Source organism: Roseovarius ramblicola, from assembly GCF_042430665.1.
Classification (GTDB): Bacteria; Pseudomonadota; Alphaproteobacteria; order Rhodobacterales; family Rhodobacteraceae; genus Roseovarius; species Roseovarius ramblicola.
The window spans coordinates 1-22,487 of the sequence record NZ_JBHMEC010000030.1 but is presented as its reverse complement, the minus strand read 5'-3'; the positions used below and the strand labels follow the sequence as shown (position 1 = coordinate 22,487).

General features: G+C 66.1%; 18 protein-coding genes. 9 read left to right on the top strand and 9 right to left on the bottom strand.

Going from position 1 to position 22,487, the window contains the following annotated elements:
• Position 1 precedes the first annotated feature (1 nt).
• Together ACFFU4_RS16845 and ACFFU4_RS16840 are read right to left on the bottom strand one after the other, a co-directional pair.
• A complete protein-coding gene (locus ACFFU4_RS16845; RefSeq protein ID WP_377071018.1) occupies positions 2-2,884 on the bottom strand; it encodes a monovalent cation/H+ antiporter subunit A in 2,883 nt (960 codons plus the stop codon).
• A gap of 155 nt (positions 2,885-3,039) precedes the next feature.
• The gene (locus tag ACFFU4_RS16840; protein WP_377071017.1) at positions 3,040-3,522 is read right to left on the bottom strand and encodes an RNA pyrophosphohydrolase; all 483 of its coding nucleotides are present in this window, start codon (positions 3,520-3,522) and stop codon (positions 3,040-3,042) included.
• Positions 3,523-3,641: 119 nt separating this feature from the next.
• On the opposite strand from ACFFU4_RS16840, the gene ACFFU4_RS16835 reads away from it, so the two are divergent.
• On the top strand, positions 3,642-4,490 hold the full coding sequence (locus tag ACFFU4_RS16835; RefSeq protein WP_377071016.1) for a DMT family transporter: 849 nt from the start codon (positions 3,642-3,644) through the stop codon (positions 4,488-4,490).
• Here ACFFU4_RS16835 and ACFFU4_RS16830 read toward each other — a convergent pair.
• Positions 4,480-4,923 (bottom strand): NUDIX domain-containing protein, encoded by a 444-nt coding sequence (locus ACFFU4_RS16830; RefSeq protein ID WP_377071015.1) that lies wholly within the window; start codon positions 4,921-4,923, stop codon positions 4,480-4,482. The genes ACFFU4_RS16835 and ACFFU4_RS16830 overlap by 11 nt on opposite strands.
• A gap of 637 nt (positions 4,924-5,560) precedes the next feature.
• Between ACFFU4_RS16830 and ACFFU4_RS16825 the strand changes: the two genes are divergently transcribed.
• Both ACFFU4_RS16825 and ACFFU4_RS16820 read left to right on the top strand, forming a co-directional pair.
• Positions 5,561-6,139: a nitroreductase family protein gene (locus tag ACFFU4_RS16825; RefSeq protein ID WP_377071014.1), complete on the top strand. Its 579-nt coding sequence runs from the start codon at positions 5,561-5,563 to the stop codon at positions 6,137-6,139.
• The gene (locus ACFFU4_RS16820; protein WP_377071013.1) at positions 6,136-6,840 is read left to right on the top strand and encodes an EI24 domain-containing protein; all 705 of its coding nucleotides are present in this window, start codon (positions 6,136-6,138) and stop codon (positions 6,838-6,840) included. The genes ACFFU4_RS16825 and ACFFU4_RS16820 overlap by 4 nt, the downstream gene beginning before the upstream one ends.
• Here the strand turns inward: ACFFU4_RS16820 and ACFFU4_RS16815 are convergent.
• Both ACFFU4_RS16815 and mce read right to left on the bottom strand, forming a co-directional pair.
• On the bottom strand, positions 6,809-7,090 hold the full coding sequence (locus ACFFU4_RS16815; protein ID WP_377071012.1) for a DUF1467 family protein: 282 nt from the start codon (positions 7,088-7,090) through the stop codon (positions 6,809-6,811). The two genes, ACFFU4_RS16820 and ACFFU4_RS16815, sit on opposite strands and share 32 nt — an antisense overlap.
• Positions 7,090-7,494: a methylmalonyl-CoA epimerase gene (gene mce / locus ACFFU4_RS16810; RefSeq protein WP_377071010.1), complete on the bottom strand. Its 405-nt coding sequence runs from the start codon at positions 7,492-7,494 to the stop codon at positions 7,090-7,092. The genes ACFFU4_RS16815 and mce overlap by 1 nt, the downstream gene beginning before the upstream one ends.
• Before the next feature lie 149 nt (positions 7,495-7,643).
• Between mce and ACFFU4_RS16805 the strand changes: the two genes are divergently transcribed.
• Positions 7,644-8,345: a response regulator gene (locus ACFFU4_RS16805; RefSeq protein WP_377071009.1), complete on the top strand. Its 702-nt coding sequence runs from the start codon at positions 7,644-7,646 to the stop codon at positions 8,343-8,345.
• A 350-nt stretch (positions 8,346-8,695) separates the two neighbouring features.
• On the opposite strand, the gene ACFFU4_RS16800 is transcribed toward ACFFU4_RS16805, so the two are convergent.
• Complete coding sequence (locus ACFFU4_RS16800) at positions 8,696-9,358, bottom strand: DUF1028 domain-containing protein (protein WP_377071008.1); 663 nt, start codon at positions 9,356-9,358, stop codon at positions 8,696-8,698.
• 102 nt (positions 9,359-9,460) lie between these two features.
• Here ACFFU4_RS16800 and ACFFU4_RS16795 point away from each other — a divergent pair, with 102 nt between their 5' ends.
• The 5 genes from ACFFU4_RS16795 (at position 9,461) to ACFFU4_RS16775 (ending at position 15,735) form a co-directional block, all read left to right on the top strand.
• Positions 9,461-11,041, top strand: coding sequence for an ABC transporter substrate-binding protein (locus ACFFU4_RS16795; protein WP_377071007.1), 1,581 nt, complete (start codon positions 9,461-9,463; stop codon positions 11,039-11,041).
• 103 nt (positions 11,042-11,144) lie between these two features.
• Entirely contained in the window at positions 11,145-12,092 is a 948-nt protein-coding gene (locus ACFFU4_RS16790) for an ABC transporter permease (RefSeq protein ID WP_377071006.1), read from the top strand.
• Entirely contained in the window at positions 12,089-13,954 is a 1,866-nt protein-coding gene (locus ACFFU4_RS16785; protein ID WP_377071005.1) for a dipeptide/oligopeptide/nickel ABC transporter permease/ATP-binding protein, read from the top strand. Before ACFFU4_RS16790 ends, ACFFU4_RS16785 begins: the two co-directional genes overlap by 4 nt.
• A gap of 82 nt (positions 13,955-14,036) precedes the next feature.
• On the top strand, positions 14,037-15,002 hold the full coding sequence (locus ACFFU4_RS16780; RefSeq protein WP_377071004.1) for an ABC transporter ATP-binding protein: 966 nt from the start codon (positions 14,037-14,039) through the stop codon (positions 15,000-15,002).
• Complete coding sequence (locus ACFFU4_RS16775) at positions 14,962-15,735, top strand: FadR/GntR family transcriptional regulator (RefSeq protein ID WP_377071003.1); 774 nt, start codon at positions 14,962-14,964, stop codon at positions 15,733-15,735. The genes ACFFU4_RS16780 and ACFFU4_RS16775 overlap by 41 nt, the downstream gene beginning before the upstream one ends.
• A gap of 334 nt (positions 15,736-16,069) precedes the next feature.
• Here the strand turns inward: ACFFU4_RS16775 and ACFFU4_RS16770 are convergent, their stop codons facing one another.
• From ACFFU4_RS16770 to ACFFU4_RS16760, 3 genes are all read right to left on the bottom strand, one after another.
• Positions 16,070-16,900, bottom strand: a complete 831-nt coding sequence (locus ACFFU4_RS16770) for a winged helix-turn-helix domain-containing protein (protein WP_377071002.1) — start codon at positions 16,898-16,900, stop codon at positions 16,070-16,072.
• Between the two features lie 180 nt (positions 16,901-17,080).
• The gene (locus tag ACFFU4_RS16765; RefSeq protein WP_377071001.1) at positions 17,081-21,034 is read right to left on the bottom strand and encodes a PAS domain S-box protein; all 3,954 of its coding nucleotides are present in this window, start codon (positions 21,032-21,034) and stop codon (positions 17,081-17,083) included.
• A gap of 518 nt (positions 21,035-21,552) precedes the next feature.
• On the bottom strand, positions 21,553-22,487 hold a 935-nt coding region (locus tag ACFFU4_RS16760), incomplete at its 5' end, for a calcium-binding protein (RefSeq protein ID WP_377071000.1).

Genomic DNA, 22,487 nt, shown 5'->3' with positions numbered 1-22,487 from the left:
GTCAGGTGTCTCCTCCGCTCTCGCCGCCCTCTTCGCGTGCCGGGTTGACGTCCATCGGGAACACGTTGACCGTCTCGCCGGTGCGACGCGCCATGCTCGACAGGCTCTGCAACGCCAGCATCACCGCGCCCACCACCGTCAGGAACACGCCGAGATCGAAGGCCATCGCCGTCGCCCATTCAAACTCCTCGATCGGCGGGTAATGCAGGTAGCCGTAATCCGAGGTCAGGAATGGCCGGCCGGCGAGCCACGCACCCACCCCGGTCAGTGCCGCGATCAGCACGCCAAGGCCGATGGTGGCGTGATAGGTCACACGCTGCCGCGCTTCCGCCCAGGCAAAGCCCGACGCCATGTACTGCATCAGGAACGCGATCGCCACGATCAGACCGGCGATGAAGCCGCCCCCCGGCTCGTTATGCCCGCGCAGGAAGATATAGGCCCCGACCATCAGCGCGATGGGCATCATCACGCGGGTCGCGACCACCATCATCAGAGGGTGCCGGTCGCCCGCCTGTCCCTCGGGGTTGGTGTCCGGGTCCCAGCTCGCCAGCCAACGCCCGCCCGGCCCCTTGAGCACCGTGTCGGTCAGCGCGAATATCACCAGCGCGGCGATCCCCAGCACGATGATCTCGCCGAACGTGTCGTAGCCGCGGAAATCCACCAGGATCACGTTGACCACGTTGGTGCCGCCGCCGCCCTTGTAGGAATTGGCGAGGTGAAAGGCCGAGATGCTCTCCTGCGCGAAATCGCGCACCAGGATCGCGTAGGTCAGGCCGGTGACCGCCGCGCCGCCCGCCACCGCGATCACCCCGTCACGCAGCCGCCGCGCGCCGCCGCTCTCGGCGGGTGTCTCGCGCGGCAGGAAGTTGAGCGCCAGCAGCAGCAGGATGATCGTGACCACCTCCACCGAGATCTGCGTGAGCGCCAGGTCGGGGGCCGAGAAATAGACAAAGCCCAGCGACACCATCAGCCCGACGATCCCCAGCAGCACGAGCGCCGTAAAGCGTGCGCGGTGGTAGACCACCAGAAGCGCCGTCGCCACCAGAAGGATGATCCAGCCCACCGCCGGAACCAGCGCCACCGGCAGCGGCTCGCGCGTGGGCGGCGCCATCCCGCCCGCGGCAAAGGCGAACCAGCCCAGCACCGGCACCACCACGGCGAACACCGCGGCGTTACGCATCAGGCTGCCGTCATGCACGCCGTCGGTCAGCGCCGTCGCCCCCCGCGTCGCCGCGCGGGTCACGGCGTCGAACATCACCTTCGCCTCCGGGCGCGGCGTGGCATTCCACAGCCGCATCAGGGGGGCGTGCAGCGCCAGCATCACCGCCCCGCCGATGACCGCGACCACGGACATCCAGAAGGCGGGCACAAGCCCGTGCCAGTGATAGATCTTCACATGAGGCTCGCCCCCCGTCACAGCCTGTGCGCTCACCCTGACGAGGTCACCGGCGAAGGTCATCGGCATGAATCCGATCAGCACCACCAACACCGTCAGGAACGCGGGCGCGGCCCACATGCCGAAACCGGGATCGTGGGGGTGCGTCGGGTAATCATGACGCTGCCGCCCGAGAAAGACGTGCGCGATGTAGCGAAACGAATAGGCCACCGAAAAGAGCGCGCCGAGTGTCGCCACCGCCCCCATCATCCACGCCGGACCGATCCAGTGGGTATGGGCCACCTCTTCCAGCATCATTTCCTTGGAGAGGAACCCGTTGAGCGGCGGGATACCGGCCATCGACAGCGCCGCCACCGTGGCGATGGTGAAGGTGATCGGCATGAGGTGCCGCAACCCGCCGAGCCGTTTGATATCGCGGGTATGCGCCTCGTGATCGACGATCCCCGCGGTCATGAACAGCGCCGCCTTGAAGGTCGCGTGATTTATGATGTGGAACATTGCCACCACCGCTGCCGCCTTGGTCCCCAGCCCCAGAAGCAGGGTGATCAGCCCCAGATGGCTGACCGTCGAGAACGCCAGCAGCGCCTTCAGGTCATCCTTGAAGAGCGCGATCTTGGCACCGATCACCATCGTGATGAGGCCCGTGGAGGCCACGATCCAGAACCATTCCGGCGTGCCCGCCAGCACCGGCCACATCCGCGCCATCAGAAAGAGCCCCGCCTTCACCATCGTGGCCGAATGCAGGTAGGCCGAGACCGGCGTCGGCGCCGCCATCGCGTGCGGCAGCCAGAAATGGAACGGGAACTGCGCCGATTTGGTGAAGCACCCCGCCAGGATCAGGATCAGCGCGGGCAGGTACATCGGGCTCGCCTGAATGGCGTCCTTCTGCGTGAGGATCACGCTCAGGTCATAGCTTCCGGCGATGTTGCCCAGGATCAGCATCCCCGCGATCATCGCCAGCCCGCCCATGCCGGTCACGACAAGCGCCATGCGCGCGCCCTGCCGCCCCTCGGGCAGGTGCTTCCAATAGCCGATCAGCAGGAAGGACGACAGCGATGTCAGCTCCCAGAACACCAGCAGAAGCAGGATGTTGTCCGACAGGACGATCCCCACCATCGCGCCCTGAAAGAGCAGCAGGTAGGTAAAGAACTGCCCCATCGGATCCTCGCGCGACAGGTAGAACCGGGCGTAGATGATGATGAGAAATCCGATCCCGAGAATCATCCCGGCAAACAGAAGCCCAAGGCCGTCGAGCATGAAATTGACGTTGAGACCGAGCGACGGCAGCCAGTCGATGTGATAGGTCAGAACCTCGCCGCGCAGCACCGACGGCACACAGAGCATCAGCAGCGCCAGCGCAAGGATCGTCGGCGCGGCGGTAAAGACGGTGCAGGTGTTGCGCCCCGCCTGTATCATTAGCCCCGGAAGCAGCGCGCCCAGAAAGGGCAGCGCCGCGATAATCGGCAAGAACACTCCGGCGCTATCCATGTCCGCCTGCCCCCTGTTCCGTGGTCCGCTCCTCAAGCCGCGCCACATCGTCGGCGCGGGTCGGACCCTCTTGCATTAGCAGAGGAGTATAGGCATGGACCGGCGTGCAACAAGCCGATTCCGACATCGCGGATCGCGGAAGCGGCGCAAATGGCTCAGAGTCTGCCCTCGAATTCGTCGAGCACGGCGGCATAGACCGCGCGCTTGAACGGCACGATATTCGACAGAAGATCGCCCGGCGGCAGCCAGCGCCACTCGGAAAACTCGGGGTGGTCGGTGGCGATGTCAACGTCCGCGTCCTGACCGAGAAAGCGCATCAGCAGCCATTTCTGTGCCTGCCCGCGATAGCGCCCTTTCCAGATGCGCGGCACGAGGTCGTGGGGCAGGTCGTAATGCAGCCAGTCCGCCGTCTCGGCCTCGATGCGAACCTTGTCGCCCGTCACACCGGTTTCCTCCCACAGCTCGCGCAGCGCCGCCTCGCACGCCGTCTCGTCCCCGTCGATGCCGCCCTGCGGCATCTGCCAGGCGGGGGCGTCGTTGTCGATCCGCTGCCCGACGAACACCTCGCCCGCGCGGTTGGCGAGCATCACGCCGACGCAGCGGCGATAGGGCAGGCGGGCGATCTCTTCGGGGGTCATGGCAGTCCTCGGGAGGTGGCGTCGGATCGCAACGTGCGGGGCGTCGCGCCGGAGGTCAAGACACCCCGGTCATCCATCCGTGACTATACACCTGCCGTGCACCGCTCTATTGGGGGGCCATGCGCCTGTTTTTCCTCACCGCCCTCACCATGACCGCCTTCGCCGCCAATTCGGTACTGAACCGGATGGCGCTCGCCGGGGGCAGCATCGACGCGGCCAGCTTCGGCAGCATCCGCCTGATTGCCGGGGCGGTGATGCTCGGCGCACTCAGCCTCGCGCTGCGCGGCGGGCTGCGGCTCGGCGGCGCGGGGCGGGTGATGGGCGTGCTGGCGCTTCTGGTCTACATGTACGGCTTTTCCGCCGCCTATACCGCGCTCGACGCAGGCTTGGGCGCGCTGATCCTGTTCGGGGTGGTGCAGATCACCATGTTCGCGGGCGGTCTGCTGGCAGGCGAGGCCACGCCGCCGCGCCGCTGGATCGGGGCGGCGCTGGCCTTTGCCGGGCTGGCGTGGCTGCTGTGGCCCGGCGCGGGGCCGCAGATCAGCGTGCCTCACGGGCTGTCGATGGCGCTCGCGGGGGTGGGCTGGGGCCTCTACTCGCTGACCGGGCGGCGCGAGCCGGACGCGCTCCAGGCCACGGCGGCGAATTTCATCCTCGCCGCGCCGCTGGGCGTGCTCGTGGGGCTTGCCCTGCCCGCGGGCGCGGGCGGCACCCATGCCGGGGCCGAGGGCATCGCGCTGGCGGTCCTCGCGGGGGCGGTCACGTCCGGTCTGGGCTACGCGCTGTGGTACCGGGTCCTGCCGGGGCTCGATTCGGCGGTGGCGGCGGTGGCGCAACTCACGGTGCCGGTGATCGCCGTGGCGGGGGGGATGATCTTCCTCGGCGAGAGCCTCGGGCTGCAAACCCTTCTGGCCAGCGCGCTGGTGCTGGGCGGTGTGGCGATTTCGGTGCTGCGGCTCAGGGGCTGACGAGACGTTCCAGCGGATCGTACCCCATGCCCAGCGCGAACGCCACGTCGCCAAGGCTGTCGGGCTTGACCCGAAGCGCCGCCATCTCTTGCCGCGTGACCCAGCGGCGGCGGCTCACCACACCTTCGGGATCGCGCCAGTCGTCGCGCAGCGCACCGCCGACCAGACGGCAGCGAAAGAACACCTCCACCTGATGAAAGCCCCGCTCAGGCTCGTGAAACTCGTTGACGAGGCACGGCGCGCCCATGGAGATCTCCAGCCCGGTCTCCTCGTGCACCTCGCGCATCAGGTTCTCGGGCAGCGAGGCATGCGCCTCGGCCCCGCCGCCCGGCGCGCACCACAGCGTGCTGGCAGGATCGGCGAAGGCGTTTACGAGGAGGAGCCGCCCGTCCTCGACGATGACGGCGCGCACGGCGAGGCGGGGGGAGGGCATGGGGCATCTCCGGGTCACAGGGGGCGCGGGGCGTTCGCGCCCGGCCTACCTTCCACGCGCCTTTGGTCTGTGCAAGCCCCGGCCGTGGATCCGGTCAGGCGGTGACGGTCGGCGGGCGCAGGCGCGACCGGCGGCGAGGCGGCGAGGCACCGCCGGCCATGGCGTGACCGGGGACGGGGGGTGGTCCTGGCCTGAAGGGGACGTTCGGGGTGAGCCGCGCCATCGCATGTCCCCGGGCAGGCGATTCCCCGGGCAGGCGATCCAACGGTTTTTCAGCACGCTTTATGTCTGCTTTCCCGCAAAACATGCAATCGGCGCGCTGGCTTGGCCAAATCGCCTGTCCGTCACGCCAAAGGCGTGCCGCCTGTATCGGCGCACCTTCGGTGCGACGGGGCGGACATGCGATGGCGCGGCGGCCTTCGGCCTTGATTCCGCGCCGGCGCCAGGGAGGCGAATGGCAGGTATAGGCCAACTGGTCCCCCCGGCCCGACCTCTCCGTGGTCCCTCGGGGGCTCCGGGCCGCCCGCGCCCCGCGGGCGTCGGGCACGAACGGGCCGGGGCCGCGCGCAAGCAAGGGGGTTGACCCCGGGTGCCGGGTTGCCGACATCTAAGCGGCAGCAAGCCGCGAGACATCCCGATGCCCGATCCCGACCCCGCCGCCCTAGCCTTTCTGCAACGACGCCGCTCGCGGCCCGCCAGGACGCTGGGCCTGCCGGTGCCCGACCGGACCGCGCTGCGCCCGCTGCTAGACATGGCGCTGCGCTGCCCCGATCATGGCAAGCTCGAGCCGTGGCGCCTCGTGGTGCTGGAGCGCGCCGCCCTCGCCCGCGTCGCCGGGCTGGTGGCAGACTGCGGCGCGCGGCTGGGCAAGACCGAGGCCGAGATCGCCAAGCAGCGCGCGCAATTCGCCGACGCGCATCTGGCGGTGGCGGTGATCTTCGCACCCAAACCTTCCGACAAGGTGCCCGGGATCGAGCAGGGGCATTCCGCCGCCTGCGTGGCCTACGGGCTGCTCAATGCTGCTCTGGCGGCGGGCTGGGGGGCCAACTGGCTCTCGGGCTGGGCCAGCCATGACGCCGCCTTCGCGCGCGACGCGCTCGGCCTCGCCGATCACGAGCGGATCACCGGCTTCATCCATATCGGCACCGAATCGGCCACACCGCCCGAACGCCCGCGCCCCGACACCGACGCCCTCACCACCTGGATGGACGCATGATCTTCGCCGCCTTCCTCAAGACCCTCGGTCAGTTGGGCGACCGGCGGTTCCGCCGGGTGCTGCTGCTCGGCGTCGGGCTGACGCTCGCGCTGCTGATCGCGGTCTATGCCGGTGTGCTGTGGCTCATTCAGGCGACGGTGGGCGACACCACCGTGCTGCCCGTGATCGGCGAGGTGACGTGGCTGGGCGATCTGCTCAGCGGGGCGTCGCTCTTCCTGATGGTGGTGCTTTCGGTGTTCCTGATGGTGCCGGTGGCCTCGGCGATCACGTCGCTTTTCCTCGACGAGGTGGCCGCGGCGGTGGAGGACCGCCATTACCGCGAACTGCCGCCGGTCGAGGGCCCCTCCTTCGGCGAGGGGCTCAAGGACACGGTCAATTTCCTCGGGGTCATCATCCTCGCCAACACGCTGGCGCTGATCCTCTACGCGATCTTCACGCCCTTCGCGCTGTTCATCTTCTGGGGCCTCAACGGCTATTTGCTGGGGATGGAATATTTCACGCTGGCCGCCATGCGCCGCGAGGGGCGCATCGCCGCGATCCGCCTGCGCAAGAAGAACCGGCTGACGATCTGGGCGGCGGGGGTGCTGATGGCGATGCCGCTGTCGGTGCCGGTGATGAACCTGCTGATCCCGATCCTCGGGGCCGCCACCTTCACCCATATCTACCACGCTATCCGGCGGAAGGCGGGCCCATCCGGTTGAACATGTCGATATCGCGCACCGAGATCATGCCCGACAGGATGACATAGGCACAGACCGCCCACAGCACGGCGGCGATGCCGGTGGTGATCCACGCCTTCTTTTTCAGGTGGTGATGTTCGGGCGATCCGGCCTGCGTGCCGGGCACGATGCGGCCCAGATCGCCCTGCGTCTGAATGCGCACCGGCAGCACCACGAAGAAGGTCAGGAACCAGATCACGACATAGAGCACGATGGCCGAGGTGATGCCCATCACACCTGCTCCAGCTCGGTCAGCGTGCCGTTCATGTCCTTGGGGTGCAGGAACAGGACCGGCTTGCCATGGGCGCCGATCCGCGGCTCGCCATCGCCCAGCACCCGCAGACCGCTGGCCCTGAGGCGGTCGCGGGCGGCGAGGATGTCCTCGACCTCGTAGCAGACATGGTGGATGCCGCCCGCCGGGTTCTTGTCGAGAAAGCCCTGGATGGGGCTGTCTTCTCCCAACGGATAGAGCAACTCGATCTTGGTGTTGGGCAATTCGATGAACACCACCGTCACGCCATGATCGGGCTCGTCCTGCGGCGCGCCCACCTTGGCACCCAGCGCATCGCGATACTGTGCGCGCGCGGCCTCGAGATCGGGCACGGCGATGGCGACATGGTTGAGACGTCCGATCATGGGGCACTCCTCTGCTGGCAGATCTGGCCACGTTATGGGGCCGACGCGCGCGTGAGGCAAGCAGACGAGCCGCCGCAGCCCGCCGTTAACCTTGCGTTCACCAATGCCGGGCCATGCTCGGGGGCACCGAACAAGGAGGGATCATCGCGATGCGCGATCACGACAGCCTCGCCCCCCGCCCCGCGCGGCGCACGGCGCGCCCGCTTCTGGGCCTGACCATCCTCGTGGTGGAGGACAGCCGCTTCGCCTCCGAGGCACTTCGCCTCATGTGCCTGCGCAGCGGCGCGCGGATCCGCCGCGCCGACAGCCTCGGCGCGGCCTGGCGCCACCTGCAGGTCTATCGCCCGTCGGCGATCATCATCGATGCCGGGCTGCCGGACGGTTCGGGGCTCGATCTCGTCGCGGCGCTCGCCCGTGCGCAGCCCCGCATCGGCACGATTCTCGCGATGAGCGGCACAGTCGGTATGGACGAAGCCGCGCGGGCGGCGGGGGCGGACGGGTTTCTCGCCAAACCGCTGGACAGGCTTGATCTGTTCCAGGCCGAAATGTTGCGCCACCTGCCGCCGGATCAGGGCGTGCCGGGGCTGCGCCCGCTCCCGGCGGACGACGTCGCACCGGACCCGCTCGCCTATCGCGACGATCTCGATCACATGCGCGACCTTCTCGGCACCGACCCCGACGACGCCGTGCTCAGCTATGCCGCGCAATTCCTCTCGGGCGTGGCGCGCGACGCGGGCGACGGCGCACTCGCCCACGCCGCGCGCGGTCTCGGCGGCCCGGGCGCGGCGGCCTGTCTTGATCACGTCATGAGGCTGATCGACCGGCGGCTCGCCCGGCGCGCGGCGCTCTGAGCGAGCGGTGAGCGGCGCGCGGGCACCGGCACCTGCGCGGCGAACGTTACGCCCTCAAGGTCTGGTCCGTCATTTTCGCCTTGCTCTCGGCGGAGGCCGCGACCAGCGCACCCGACGCATCGACCCGCTGCCGGGGCGGAAACCTGCCGCTGTTGAGGCGCGGCTGACCGCCGTGGCTGGGGCGGGTGTGGGTGGGCCGCGGTCGGACCGGTGGCGAACTGTGGTGCCGGTTGCGGGCCGGTGGTTTTCAAGGCGGCCCTCGCGGACGGACCCCTGGCGCGATCCCATCCGAAGGCAGCAACGTCACGCCCGGTCCGGGTTCGGGGAACCCGGCGGCGCGGTCGCCCCGGTCAGTCAAACCCGCGCTCCGGCGCGGTCAATACCGGCACCTTGCGGGCCCAGCAGGCATAATCCCCGGTCGTGGCCCGCCCGTGCAGATCGGCAAGCGCGCCGATCGGGTCGTCCGGATGGTGATCCACGCGAAGTGTCAGCGGCGCGCAATCGGGATGCAGCACCAACAGCGCCGCCGAGAGAAGGCCCCGGCTGTCGCCTCCCGCCGTCTCCGCCGCGCGGAGCGCCGCGATGAGCCGGGTACCGAGCGTGCCGCTGGCGGACCGGAAGGTGCCGGTCATCGCATCCAAAACGTCGAGCCCGGTCAGCATGTTGCCGGAGGCGATCCCGTCGTCAAAGACATGGCTGCCCATCTCGGGCGTGTTCCTGTCGCCAGTGAACGCGCCCGTCCCGCCGTCGAGGTCCAACGCCGCGAGTTGACGGCAGGCACGGCCTGAATCCGCCTGCGTGATCCGTGCCACGGCCGTCGCGGCATCGGTGCCCTGCATGACCTCGAGCACGTCCTCGCCCCAGATGGTCGACGGGGAAGCGCCCTGGCTGGCGCTCATCCCGGCCGAAAGGTTTCCTCGCAACACCCAGCCCCCCACGCAGAGGCTGCCGGTGGCGGCCGCGCCGCCGATGGCACCCGTTTCGCGGTCCCGCGCAAGGATCGAAAAGGTCATGGTGTCGTGCCGATCATCATACTTCTCATTTATCATGAAAAATTGACCGGTGCAATTTATCATGATAATTTCGGTGCCATAAAATCAACAGGGAGATCTTTCATGACATTCTTCAACCGGACCCGGCGAGGCGTGCTGGCAGCGGCGACGGGCGCTATGCTCGCGCTCGGATTCCAGACCCCTTCCGCCAACGCCCAGACACCGCAGGACGTGCTCATCGTCGGCCAGATCGCGGAGCCCAAATCGCTCGACCCGGCCGCCGTGACGGCGGTCAACGATTTCCGGATTCTCGTGAATCTTTACGAAGGTTTGACCCGTTACAAGGACGGCACGTTGCAACCCGAGCCGGCGCTGGCAACCGACTGGGAAATCTCCGGGGACGGCACCGTCTACACCTTCAACCTGCGCGAGGGCGTCACCTTCCATGACGGCACTCCGTTCGACGCCGAGGCGGTGAAGTTCAACTTCGACCGGATGCTCGATGAGAATCACCCTTATCACGATACCGGCCCCTTCCCGCTGTCCTTCTTCTTCGGTGCGGTGGAAAAGACCGAGGCAGTCGATGACATGACGGTGCGTTTCACCCTGAACGCGCCCTATGCGCCGTTCCTGTCCAACCTCGCCTACCCGACGGGCCTGATCGTCTCACCCGAGGCCGTGAAGGCCGACGGCGAGAATTTCGGCCGCAACCCCGTGGGTACCGGGCCGTTCAAGTTCGTCGAATGGCAATCCAACGCGCGCGTCGTGGTTGACCGCTACGAGGGTTACTGGGGCGAGAACGCCGGCACGCAGGCCGTCGTCTTCCGCCCGATCACCGACGCCAACACCCGCGTGGCCGAGATGCTTGCCGGGGGCATCGACATGATGGTCGAGGTGCCGCCCACCTCGATGGGCCAGTTCGAGGGCGCGGAGTACACCGTTCACGAGCAGGCCGGTCCGCATGTGTGGTTCCTGATCCTCAACGCCAAGGAAGGCCCCTTCGCCGACATGAAGGTGCGGCAGGCGGCCAACTACGCGATCAACAAGGAAGCGATCGTCAACGACGTGCTCGAAGGCACGGCCACCGTCGCCGCGGGCCCGACCCCGCCCGCCTTCGCATGGGCCTATAACGAGGAACTCGACCCCTATCCCTACGACCCGGAGAAGGCCAGACAGCTTATCTCCGAGGCTGGCGCGGAGGGCGCGGAGCTGACCTTCTACGTCACCGAGGGCGGCTCGGGAATGCTGGACCCGGTGCCGATGGGCACGGCGATCCAGGCCGATCTCGAGGCGGTGGGCTTCGACGTGACCATCGAGACCTACGAATGGAACACCTTCCTGGGCGAGGTGAACCCCGGCCTCGAAGGCAAGGCCGACATGGCCGAGATGGCGTGGATGACCAACGACCCCGACACGCTGCCCTATCTCGCGCTGCGCTCCGAGGCATGGCCCGACAAGGGTGGGTTCAACTCGGGCTACTACGCCAACGAGACGGTCGACAATCTGCTCGAAAAGGCCCGCACCGCGACCGACCAGGAGGAACGCGCAAAGCTCTACCGCGAGATGCAGGAGATCGTGCAGAAGGAAGCGCCCTGGGTCTTCATCGCCAACTGGAAACAGAACGCGGTGACCAGCGACCGGGTCGCGAACTTCCGGCTTCAGCCCTCCTTTCTGCTGAACCTGCAGGGCGTGACCAAGAACTGACGCCACTGGCCCGGGCGCGGTCCGCGCCCGGGACCCGGCGGAATCAGCAAAGAATTCCGGCCCGTTTTCTGCTCGGGAAAACGTCCCCAACCGGAGGCGCACCATGGGCGGCTACATCCTGAAGAGACTTCTCTCGGCCATCCCGGTGCTGCTGGGAATCACCATCATCGTTTTTCTGATCATGTCGCTTATCCCCGGCGACCCGGCCACCGCGATCCTCGGCTCCTACGCCACACCCGAGAACGTCGAGAAGCTCAACCGCGATCTCGGGCTCGACAAGCCGATGGTGCAGCGATACCTGATCTGGCTCGGCAACATGCTCCAGGGCGATTTCGGCCGCTCGTTTTCACTCAACCGCCCCGTGCTCGACGAGGTGATCGAGCGCTTCAATGCCACGCTGGTACTGGCCGGCAGCAGTTTCGTGCTCTGCTCCGTCCTGGGCATCCTCGCCGGCGTCGTCTCGGCCGCGCGGCAATACGGACTGGCCGACAAGGCCATCACCTTCACCGTGCTGATCGGCATCTCGGTGCCGTCCTTTTTCCTCGGCATGATGATGATCCTGCTCTTCGCGGTGGACCTGAAGTGGCTGCCTGTCTCGGGCATGTACGCCATCTATGGCGGCGGTGACATGCCCGACCTGATCCGCCACCTCATCATGCCGGCGCTGGCGCTGTCGGCGGTGGCCACCGGCGTCATCGCGCGGCTGTCGCGCTCGGCCATGCTGGAAGTGCTGCGGCAGGACTACATCCGCACCGCCCGCGCCAAGGGCGTGCACGAGCGCCGCGTGATCATGGGCCACGCGCTGCGCGCCGCGATGGTCTCGATCATCCCGGTCCTGGGCATCCAGGCGGGGTTCGTGCTGTCCGGCGCGGTCTATATCGAGATCGTCTTCCAGTGGCCGGGCGTGGGCCGGATGCTGGTCGACGCCATCCTCACCCGCGACCTGCTGCTGGTGCAGGGCGGCGTCGTCTTCGTCGCGGCCTGTTACGTGCTGTTCAACATCGCCGTCGACGTCGCGCAGAGCCTCCTCGACCCGAGAATCAAGACATGATCGCGTTCCTGAAACTTCTCTTCCGCAACAAGCTGGCGACTCTGGGAGCGGTCGTTCTTACCGTCATCGTGATACTGGTTCTGATGACCCCCCTCCTTCCCCTGCCGGACCCGGACGTGACCGCAACGGCCGACCGGTTCAAGCGACCGCTCACCGGCGGGCATCTGCTGGGGACCGATCATCTGGGACGGGACCTGCTGAGCCGGCTGCTCTGGGGCACGCGCCTGTCGCTGGCCGTGGGCGTCGCGGCAGCGGTCATCGCGGCCTTCCTGGGCTCGGCGATCGGCATCACCGCAGGCTATTTCGGCGGGAAGGTGGACAACATCTTCATGCGCGGCGTCGACATGCTGATGGCGTTTCCCTACATCCTGCTGGCGCTGGCGATCGTCGCGGCGCTCGGCCCCGGGCTGATGAACGCGCTGATCGCGGTGGCGGCGGTCAACGTGCCGTTCTTCGCCCGCAACATCCGCGGCATCACGGTCGGTCTCGCCGGGCGCGAATTCATCGACGCGGCGCGGCTTGCGGGGATGGGGCACACCCGCATCATCCTGACCGAGCTTCTGCCCAACGTGCTGCCGGTCATCATCATCGCCATGTCCACCACCGTGGGCTGGATGATCCTGGAAACCGCGGGCCTTTCCTTCCTCGGGCTGGGCTCCCAGCCGCCTCAGGCCGACCTGGGCTCCATGCTGGGCGAGGCGCGCTCGGCGCTCATCTCGCACCCGCATACCTCGGTGGTGCCCGGCATCATGATCTTCCTGATCGTCATGTCCATCAACCTGCTGGGCGACGGCGTGCGCGACGCGCTCGATCCGCGCCTGCGCTCGGGCGCGCTGTCGCGGCCGCTGCCCACCACCCTGGTGGACCGCAAGGGGGAGGTTCCGCCGGCAACCGACGATCTGCTGGCCATCCAGGAGCTGGCGACTCAGTTTCACGTCGGCAAGCGTATCTACAGGGCCGTGGACGGTGTCTCTCTCGCCGTGAAGCCGGGTGAATGTCTCGGCGTCATCGGCGAGTCCGGCTCGGGCAAATCCGTCACAGCGCTGTCGGTGATGGGGCTGGTCGCCTCTCCTCCGGGGGTGATCACGGGCGGTGCGGTGCGCTTTCAGGGCGAGGACCTGGTCGGTGCGCCCTACGAGACGCTGCGGCGGCGACGCGGTGATCGCGTCGCCTACATCTTCCAGGACCCGCTTTCGACTCTTCACCCGCTCTACACGGTGGGCCATCAACTGGCGGAATCGATTCAGTCGCACCACGATGTGTCCAGTTCCGAGGCCCGCAACCGCGCGATCCAGCTTCTGAAAGATGTGCGCATTCCCAACGTCGAAAGCCGGCTGGACAATTACCCGCACGAGATGTCCGGCGGGATGCGCCAGCGCGTCGGCATCGCCATGGCTATGGCCAACGAGCCGGACGTGATCATCGCCGACGAACCGACCACGGCGCTCGACGTCACCGTGCAGGCACAGATCCTCGCCCTGCTCAACGATCTGCGGCGCGAGCGGGGGCTGGCGATCATCTTCATCACCCATGATTTCGGCGTGGTCGCCCAACTCTGCGACCGGATGGCGGTGATGTATGCCGGCCGCATCGTCGAGGAAGGGCCGACCGGGGACGTGCTGGCACATCCGCTGCATCCCTACACGAAGCGGCTGATCGCGTGCGTGCCGGAACTGGGCGAAGGCCGCCGCGAGTTGGCCGCCATCCCCGGTCTGCCGCCGGTGGTGGACGACCTGCCGCCGGGTTGCAGCTTCGCGCCGCGCTGCGACAAGGCGCAGGATCGCTGCCGCGCCGGTGACGTCAGCCTCGACCGCTCGGGCGTGCGCGCGGTGCGCTGCCTCTACCCCGAGGAGGCGCTATGACGGTCAGACATCCCGACGTGATACCGACAGAATACCGACGTGATACAGACACGCCTTTTCACCCCGTTCCGGAGGGTGCCGCATGACCGCGCTGAAAGTCGAGACCCTCGCCAAGACCTTCCCCCTGAAGGGCGGGTTCTTCCGCCCCGCGAAAGACGGCGTGCGCGCTGTCCGGCCGATGAGCTTCTCGGTCGAACCGGGCGAAACGCTGGGCGTGGTGGGCGAATCCGGCTGCGGAAAATCGACCTTGGCGCGGATGCTGGTGGGGCTCCTGGAGCCCACCGAAGGCACGATCGAGATCGAGGGCCGCGCGCTGGACAATGCCGACCCGGCCGAATTCGGCAAGCTGATCCAGTATGTGTTTCAAGACCCCAACAGCAGCCTGAACCCCCGCAAATCGATTCGCCAGGTTATGGAAGCGCCGCTTAAGCGACTGTACAATATGCGAAAATCGGAGCGCGACGCGCGTATCCGCGAGATATTCGACTCGGTCAACCTGCGCGAGGAGTTTCTCGAGCGCTACCCGCACGAGTTCTCGGGCGGGCAGGCACAGCGCATCGGCATCGCCCGGGCACTGGCCGCCAACCCGCGGATCATCATCCTCGACGAACCGGTTTCGGCGCTCGATGTGTCGGTGCAGGCGCAGGTGCTCAACCTGCTGGGTCGGCTGAAGGAAGAGTTTGGCCTGACCTATCTCTTTATCACCCACGATCTGGCGGTGGTCGAAGCCGTCAGCGACCGGATCATGGTGCTTTACTTCGGTTCGGTCGTCGAGCTGGGAAAAGCCGAGAATATCTTTGCAGCACCGCGGCATCCGTATACGAAGTTGCTGGCCGACAGCGCCCCGGCGGTGGGCCGCGCGCTAACCGCGCCGGAGCAGAAGGGCACCGAGCTTCCCGATCCCCTCGACCCGCCCCCGGGCTGCGCCTTCGCCGGCCGCTGCCCGCGCGCGACCGAGCGGTGCCGGACCGACGAGCCGCGGCTCAGACCAATGGGAGAAGATCAACTTGCCGCCTGCCACCACCCGATCGAACCGCCCGAAGGCTGACGCCAGGCCCAGCCGCCCCGTCCAGGTCGCGGAGGCGATCAAGGATTGGGTCGTGGACGAGGGCCTGCAGCCAGGCGACCGCCTGCCCGGCGAGACCGATCTCATCGCCCGGTTTGGCATGTCCAAGGGCACGGTCCGCGAGGCCATGCGCATTCTCGAAGCGCAGGGGATCATCAAGACCCGCACCGGACCGGGCGGCGGCAGCTTCGTGCACGAGGTCAGCCGACAGCGGGCCAAGGCGCTCCTGGGCAACTACTTCTACTTCAAGAACCTGACGATCGGAGACATCTACCAGCTCCGCCTCGCGCTGGAGCCGGAGCTTTCGGCCTCCCTCGCGGGGAAACTCGGCGAAGACGTCCTGCAGGAGCTCGAGGCCAATATCGCGGAGTATTCAGAGCCGGCCACGACGCTGGAAGAGGAACGCGAACAGCATGTGGCATCGCTGCGATTCCATGCCATCCTTGCAGAACAGTCGGAGAACCCGCTCCTGGGGTTCGCGATAGACTTCATGGTGAACCTGCTCACCGACCTGACAGTCTACCGCCGCCTCTATTCGCCACCGAACCGCGAACTTTGGCAGCAGGGCCGCGACCACCAGCAGTATCTGGTAAAGGCCCTCAGGGTCGGAGACGCGGAGCGCGCGCGTGCGGTCATGACGGACCACATGAAAACCGCCTGGGCCTTGATGCGGCAGCAGGAAGTGGAAATGCGCAAACGGTTCATTTCCGAATAGACGCGGGTGCAGCCGCCGTTGATGCACTATGTGCGGTTCGGGACGCGCGTTCCGGCGGGGTCGCGCGGCTCACGCCACGCCAGATGGCTCCACGCGCGGCCTCTGTCATCACCTGCCGGGGCGCGACCGCGTAGCGTGCCAAGCAGAGGGGCGATCATGGCGTTGGACATCCTGAAGATCCTTTTGTCGAGAATCTCCAAACCGACTCCATTTCGCCCCCCACCGCAACACCGTCGTGTATTCCGGTATTTATTGGCTCTGGGTCCTGATCTCCATCCCGGCAGACTGCGATGCCGTCCGCGGAGGGTGATCACGGTCCCTTTTGCCTCCGTTGTCACATTCCAGCCGTGTGCGCAGCCGAATGCGGTAGCGTCACAAGGCGTGACGCCCGAGACCCGCACACCGCACCGGATGACCATTTGCGTTGAATCGGTATCGCGGCATGCTTGACCCGGCGCGTGCGATCGACCCGCAACTTGTAGCCGACTCCGTAGATCGTCTCCACTCCATCGAAATAGCTGTCGACCTTTCGAAACTTGTTGCGAACCCGCTTGATATGACTGTCTATATTGCGGTCATTGACGTCGGATTGCTGGCTGTGATCATAGACGGCGTCAATCAGTTGTTCGCGCGATTTCACAAGCCCGTCATGACGCGCCAAAGCAAACAGGATCTCGAATTCCGTCTTGGTCAGGACCAGTTCGGACTCCATCCAGAATGACTGGAAGCGGCTTTTGTCCAGGACGAGCGTACCACGCTTTCCCTTGACCTCGAGGGTCTGCTCCACCGCGCAAGCATGAGAGTCTTCGTTCAAACCCGCACGAAACGTTATGCGCGCAAACAGCACTTCGGGCGAAATCGGCAAACGGATATAGTCTTGCGCACCAAGGCGCAGGACCGTCAATTCCTGAGACGCGTCACCATGGGCCGTTACCGCAATGACCCGTGCCCCGCCATTGAAGCCATGCCGGAACATGAACTTCCAGCCGCTGGCCTCAGTGTCATCGAGCGAGACCACGATCATTTCGGGCCGAAACCTCGCAATTTCCTTCTCTGCACGTTCGACATCGGCGACGACCAATGCCTGATCCCCGGCTTCACGCAGCAAATCCGCCGTTTCGTTGAAGAGTGCACGGTCGGCACCAACGAGCATCGTTCTGGTCATTTTTCTACCCCCAAGTAAGTGCGTCGGCCCATTTGCCGACGACACCTGTATGCAGCCCGTCTTTCGCCATTTTTTGGTCCTGATCCACGAAAACGTGCGAGGCATGTGCAAAAATGTACGGGGCCTGTGTGACCTTTTTCGACCGCGATACCCGTGAAAACGCAGGAGCCTGAAAATGTGTCACCCCCGCGGTGTGCGGTCCGTCAGAACGGAATGCAGCTTCTGCGCGAGATCCTGGCTGCGATAGGGTTTTGACAAGAGGTCCACCCCGGGATCGAGACGCCCCTGATGGACGATCGCGTTCTTGGTGTAGCCAGAGGTATAAAGCACGCGCAGGTCGGGGCGGCGCTCGCGAGCGGCCAGGGCCAGTTCGTGGCCGTTCATGCCGCCGGGCATGACGATATCCGTGAACAACAGCGCGATGTCGTCGCTGCCCTCCAGGACGTCGAGCGCCTCGCCGGCGTTCGTGGCTGCGGTCACCCGGTAGCCGAGGCTGGCGACCATGGTCACGACATTCTGCCGCACATGCGGATCGTCCTCGACGACTAGTATGTGTTCGCCCTGGCCCGCGGGCACCTCCGTGATCCCCGGAGCGCCTGACATGTCGGCCTCCCGGGCAGCGGATCGCGGGAAAAAGAGCTTTATCGTCGTGCCCTCGCCCTGCTCGGAATACACCTTGAGATGCCCGTGCGACTGCCTGGTGAAGCCGAACACCATCGGCAATCCGAGCCCGCTCCCCTCGGCTTTGGTGGTAAAGAACGGCTCCAGCACGCGGTCCCTGACTTGCGACGACATGCCGACACCGGTATCGGTCACGGCGACGACCGCAAACGGCCCCTCTTCCATATCGATCAGGCTGGCGGTTCCGGCGTCGATCCAGGCGTTGGCGGTCTCGACGGTCAGCTTGCCGCCTGACGGCATGGCATCGCGGGCATTGAGCGTGAGGTTGAGCAACGCCCCCTCGAGCTGACCGGGGTCGATTTCGACGAGCCAGAGGTCATCGGTCAGCATGACCTCCATTTCCATGTCCTCGCCGAGGGTGCGGCGCAGCAGCGGTTCTATCGAGCGCACCACTTCGTTCAGGTCGGTTACCTGCGGCGAGAGCGGCTGCTGCCGGGCGACTGCGAGCAACCGGGCGGTCAACTCGGCGCCGCGCTCGGCGGCACCGACGATCTGCTCTGCCATGGCACGCAGATCCTCGCGCTCTGTCAGTTTTTCAACGAGAAAATCGCCGTTGTTCAGCATGACGGTCAGAAGATTGTTGAAATCGTGCGCCACCCCGCCCGTCAACTGGCCGATAGCGTCGAGCTTCTGGGAGTGGCGCAGGATAGCCTCTCTTTCGCGCTCCTGCGTCACATCGACCATGCTGCCGATCACGCGCATGGCCGCGCCGTCGTCATCCCGCAGGACGATAGCACGATCACGGATATAGGCGACGCGCCCGTCCGCCCGCAGGAAACGGTATTCCTCCTGCCACACGTCTTTCCGGCCCTCAACGAGGCGACCGAGCCCGGACCTCACCTTTTCGGCGTCATCGGGGTGCACACAAGCCGTGATATCGCTCGCGAGGGCGGGGGTTGTTCCCGGGTCGTACCCGAACACCGTGCGCAGCTTGTCGCTCCACCACAGCGATCCGGTGCGAACGTCCCAGTCCCAGATCACATCCTTGCTGGCATTCGTGACCAGCCGGAAGCGTTCTTCGCTGACCCGGAGATCTTCAATCCATTTTCGCCCCTCGGTGACGTCGCGCTGCAGGGCGACGTAATGCGTGGTCTTGCCCGCCGCATCGGTGAGCGGGGTTATGTCCATCTCGATCCAGTACTTTTGACCGTCACGCGCATAGTTGATGATCTCGGCGCGCACGTGTTCCTGCTGTTCGAGGGCGGCGCGGATACGATCCAGTTCGTCCTTTTGAGTCTCGGGCCCTTGCAGGAAACGCGGGGTCTGGCCGATCGCCTCTTCCGCGCTGTAGCCGGTCAGCCGTTCGAACGCGCTGTTGACATAGGTGATCCGTGGTCCGTCCGGGGCGTCTATCGGGCTCGCCTCGGTAATCAACAGAATATCGTCCATCCGCGTGACCGCGGCATTGAGCATGCGCAGGCTCTGGTCGCGGAGGCGGTCGCGGGTCACGTCGCGAAAATATACGGCCAGACCGTCGGACGAGGGATGGGCGGTCACCCGGAACCAGGTGTCGAGCGGGGGGAAATATTCCGAGAACTCGACCGATTCACCCGACTCGACGGCGTGGTGATACTCGGTTTCGAAGCGGCTTCCGGCGGCCTCGGGGAATTCCGACCATACATTCCTGCCCAGAAGCTCCGCGCGCGTGCGCCGCAGCAGCGCCTCGCATTGCTGGTTCACGTAAGTGAAGCGCCACTTCGGGTCGAGCGTGAAAAAGGCGTCCCCCATGCGCTCGAGCGTTCGGCCCAGCCGATCGCGCAGCGCTTGGCGCTCCTCGTCGATCCGGACAACTTCGGACAGATCCTGAAACGCGCCGATCACGGCAACGATGCGCCCCCCCGCATCGCGATCGGCCTCGCCGACAACCCGGATCCATACCCGATTGCCGCGGGCCGTGACGATCTGCAGTATCTCATCGAACGGGGTGCCGTCTTCGGCGCAGGCGTTGAACCGCTCGGCTATTCGGTCCCGGTACTCTGGCGGATAGAAATCCAGCCCGCGTTGCAGACCCACCTGCCGGGTTTCCGGAATTTCGTGGATACGGGCGACCTCGGGGGACCATTCCACAATCCTGCTTTCCAGATCGACACGCCAGCCACCGATATTGCCGAGCCCGCCGGCAACACGGACCAGGTAATCCCGGCGTTCCGCCTTGGCGCGGGTCCGTGCCTCTTCGGTGACATCCTGCACGACGCCGCTCAACACGGTGCGCCCGTTCTCGAACATCCGTTCGGCGGCCCCCTTCAGGTAAATGACCTGCCCGTCGGGGCGCACGATCCGGTGAGCAAAGGCGAACTCCTGATCCGGGCTTGCCATGAACGCCTCGAAATTGGCGATCATCGCATCGCGGTCCTCGGGGTGGACCATCGCCACGTAGGCGTCGAAGGTGGGGGCCTCGGTGTCGAGCGGAAGGCCGAACAACGCGAACAGATCATCCGTCCATTCAAGCCGCTGCCTGTCGACGTCGAAACGCCAGACATGTACTTTCAGTAGCCGCCTGGTCGTGCGCAGGAGCGCCTCGCGTTCGGCCAGTCGCTGCGACAGCTTGGCCGCTTCCAGCCCATGCAGATTGTCTGAAAGGGCACGGTGCAATTCGCGCGCATCGGCGTCTTCGGGTGTTCCGGTATCGCTCTCGGGGTCCGCCAACAGGCAGTGCAGCACGAATTCGACCACCCCGTCAGGCCCCTTGAGCGGCATGTGCACCACGCTCCAGTCCGGAGCAGAGCCGTTACCGGCGGCCGGCAGGTCGAAAGCCAGCCCGGTGGTCTCGATGACGTCATCCTGCCCGGTCCGGGCGGCCCGGTCCAGCGACTCGCGCACGCGCCCGGCGGGGTCGTCCCCGGTCTCCGGGGCAAGGCCAGCCAACAGCCCGAGCAGTGGTTGCCCGATCACCCCGGCACGCTGCATTCCCACCGCGTCCAGGTAGCGGTCGCTGACCGCGACCACCTCGAAACTCCCGGGGGTGACGATGGCGCAGCGCCCGGGGGCCAGGTTGAACAACTCGGCAAAATGCCGCGCCGTCGCGTCGGCCTCGCGGCTGCGCTGCGTCGCCGCGACCGACAGCGCGTGCGCCTTCTCTTCCTGTTCGACCTGCTGCGTCACGTCGTGGATGACCGCCAGCTTGCAAAGCCGCCCGTTCATCTCCACCACCTGTGTGGTCACCTCTGTGATGAACTCCTCGCCCTCGCTGTTCAAATGCCGCGACCGGCCCGCGGCGTCCGGACCGTCCATAATCCGGCTGGCCAGGGCGGCGATCCTCGGCACCTCTTCCGGCGGCCGCAGATCCATGATCGTCATGGTTGAGAGGTCTTCTTTGGAGTAACCGTATTGCCGGGCCGCTGCGGCGTTCGCTGCGACGATCCCGAAGTTCTCTATCTCGAACACGAGAATCGCCGTCGGGCAGAGGTCGAAGGTCCCGACCATGTCCTGCGTCAGGGTCGGAGGTGCCACCATGTTACCCGCGCCTTTCCGAAGCAGGGCGCAGTTGCCACCTGCAAAGGCGGCGGACCAAGCTCCGCACCGTTTCTGTGCACGCTGCACCCATGCCGAATTTGTAAGCGATTTTCCGACAGCTTTCCATATTTCGTTTCGCGGGTGCGGCACGGGCGAGATCGTATGCCGGGCACCGGATGCCATCGGCTGCCGGATGCGTCCTCGCATAAAAATTGCCAAACACGTCGGGATTTCCGGGGGCCTGGCAATGGCGCTCCCTCCCATGCATGAGAGCAGGAACCGCCCGGGCAACCAACCGGACGCTCCGCTCCGCGCCGATCTGAATATCTTGACCATACCGAACAGCCTCCAGCACAGGTTAGAGATCACGCAGGAATCATCGTGGCGTCCACAGGCCGGGACCGTACAGGCCCGCGTGTCGGGCATGAGACGCGGACGCACAGGCAGGCGGAACAGGCCCACAGGCGAGACGGGTCGAACGGGATCGGTGGCACGCGACCATACATGAGAACCTCCCCTTACCAACCGGACAGGACGCCGTCGGCCGGTCCGCCCCCCGGCGCCGTGTCATACGCGACAGGATCGGACAGGAATTCATCGCCCGGATAATCATATGCGGTGGCTGTCACGTATGCGGGATCTTGCGCCGCACCGCCCTGACCGGAAAAGATCGTTCCGGTGTCGGTCAGCATCTCCACGTCGCTGCTGTCGAAATCGAGAAGGGCGACGCCGCTGCCGCCAGGTTCCCGGATCAACACACGATCATCCTGCACCTCGACAACCAAATCCGCCGCAGACCTTGCTCCACTGAACGACAGGTCAAGGACATCCTCTCCGAGCGTGAAGTCCCGGATCACATCCAGCCCGTCGTTGTCGGTGAGGACCACAAAGCGATCCGCCCCTTCTCCACCGGTCAGGATGTCGTTACCGCCTTCGCCGGAAAGGAGATCATCGCCGGCATCACCCATCAGTTGATCATCACCGCCTCCGCCGATGAGCGTGTCATGTCCCTTGCCACCCGAAATCTCGTCCTGTCCCTGATTGCCGAACAGCCAATCATCGCCGTTGACCCCCTTGATCGTGTCATCGCCGCTGCCGCCGAATACGGTGTCATCCCCCCAGACGCCGCTCAGATGGTTGTCGCCGGTGTTGCCCGTGAGCACGTTGTCGGCGGAGTTGCCGACACCGACGAGGTCCGCGTCCCCCGCGAGCACGAGGTTGTCGAGGTCATCACCGTCCGAATGCCGCCGCAGGGTGAAATTGACGGTGGTCTCGACGGTGTCCGTTCCGGTTCCCGCGTTCTCGATCGTATCGCGGGTGCTGTGGACCCGGAACAGGTCGTCACCGTCGGTGCCGAGGTGGGTGACACCCTCATCCGGTATCGGTTCCGGTATCGGCTCGGGTGCCGGCTCGGGTATCGGTTCCGGCGTCGGCTCCGGTGTGGGGTCGGCAA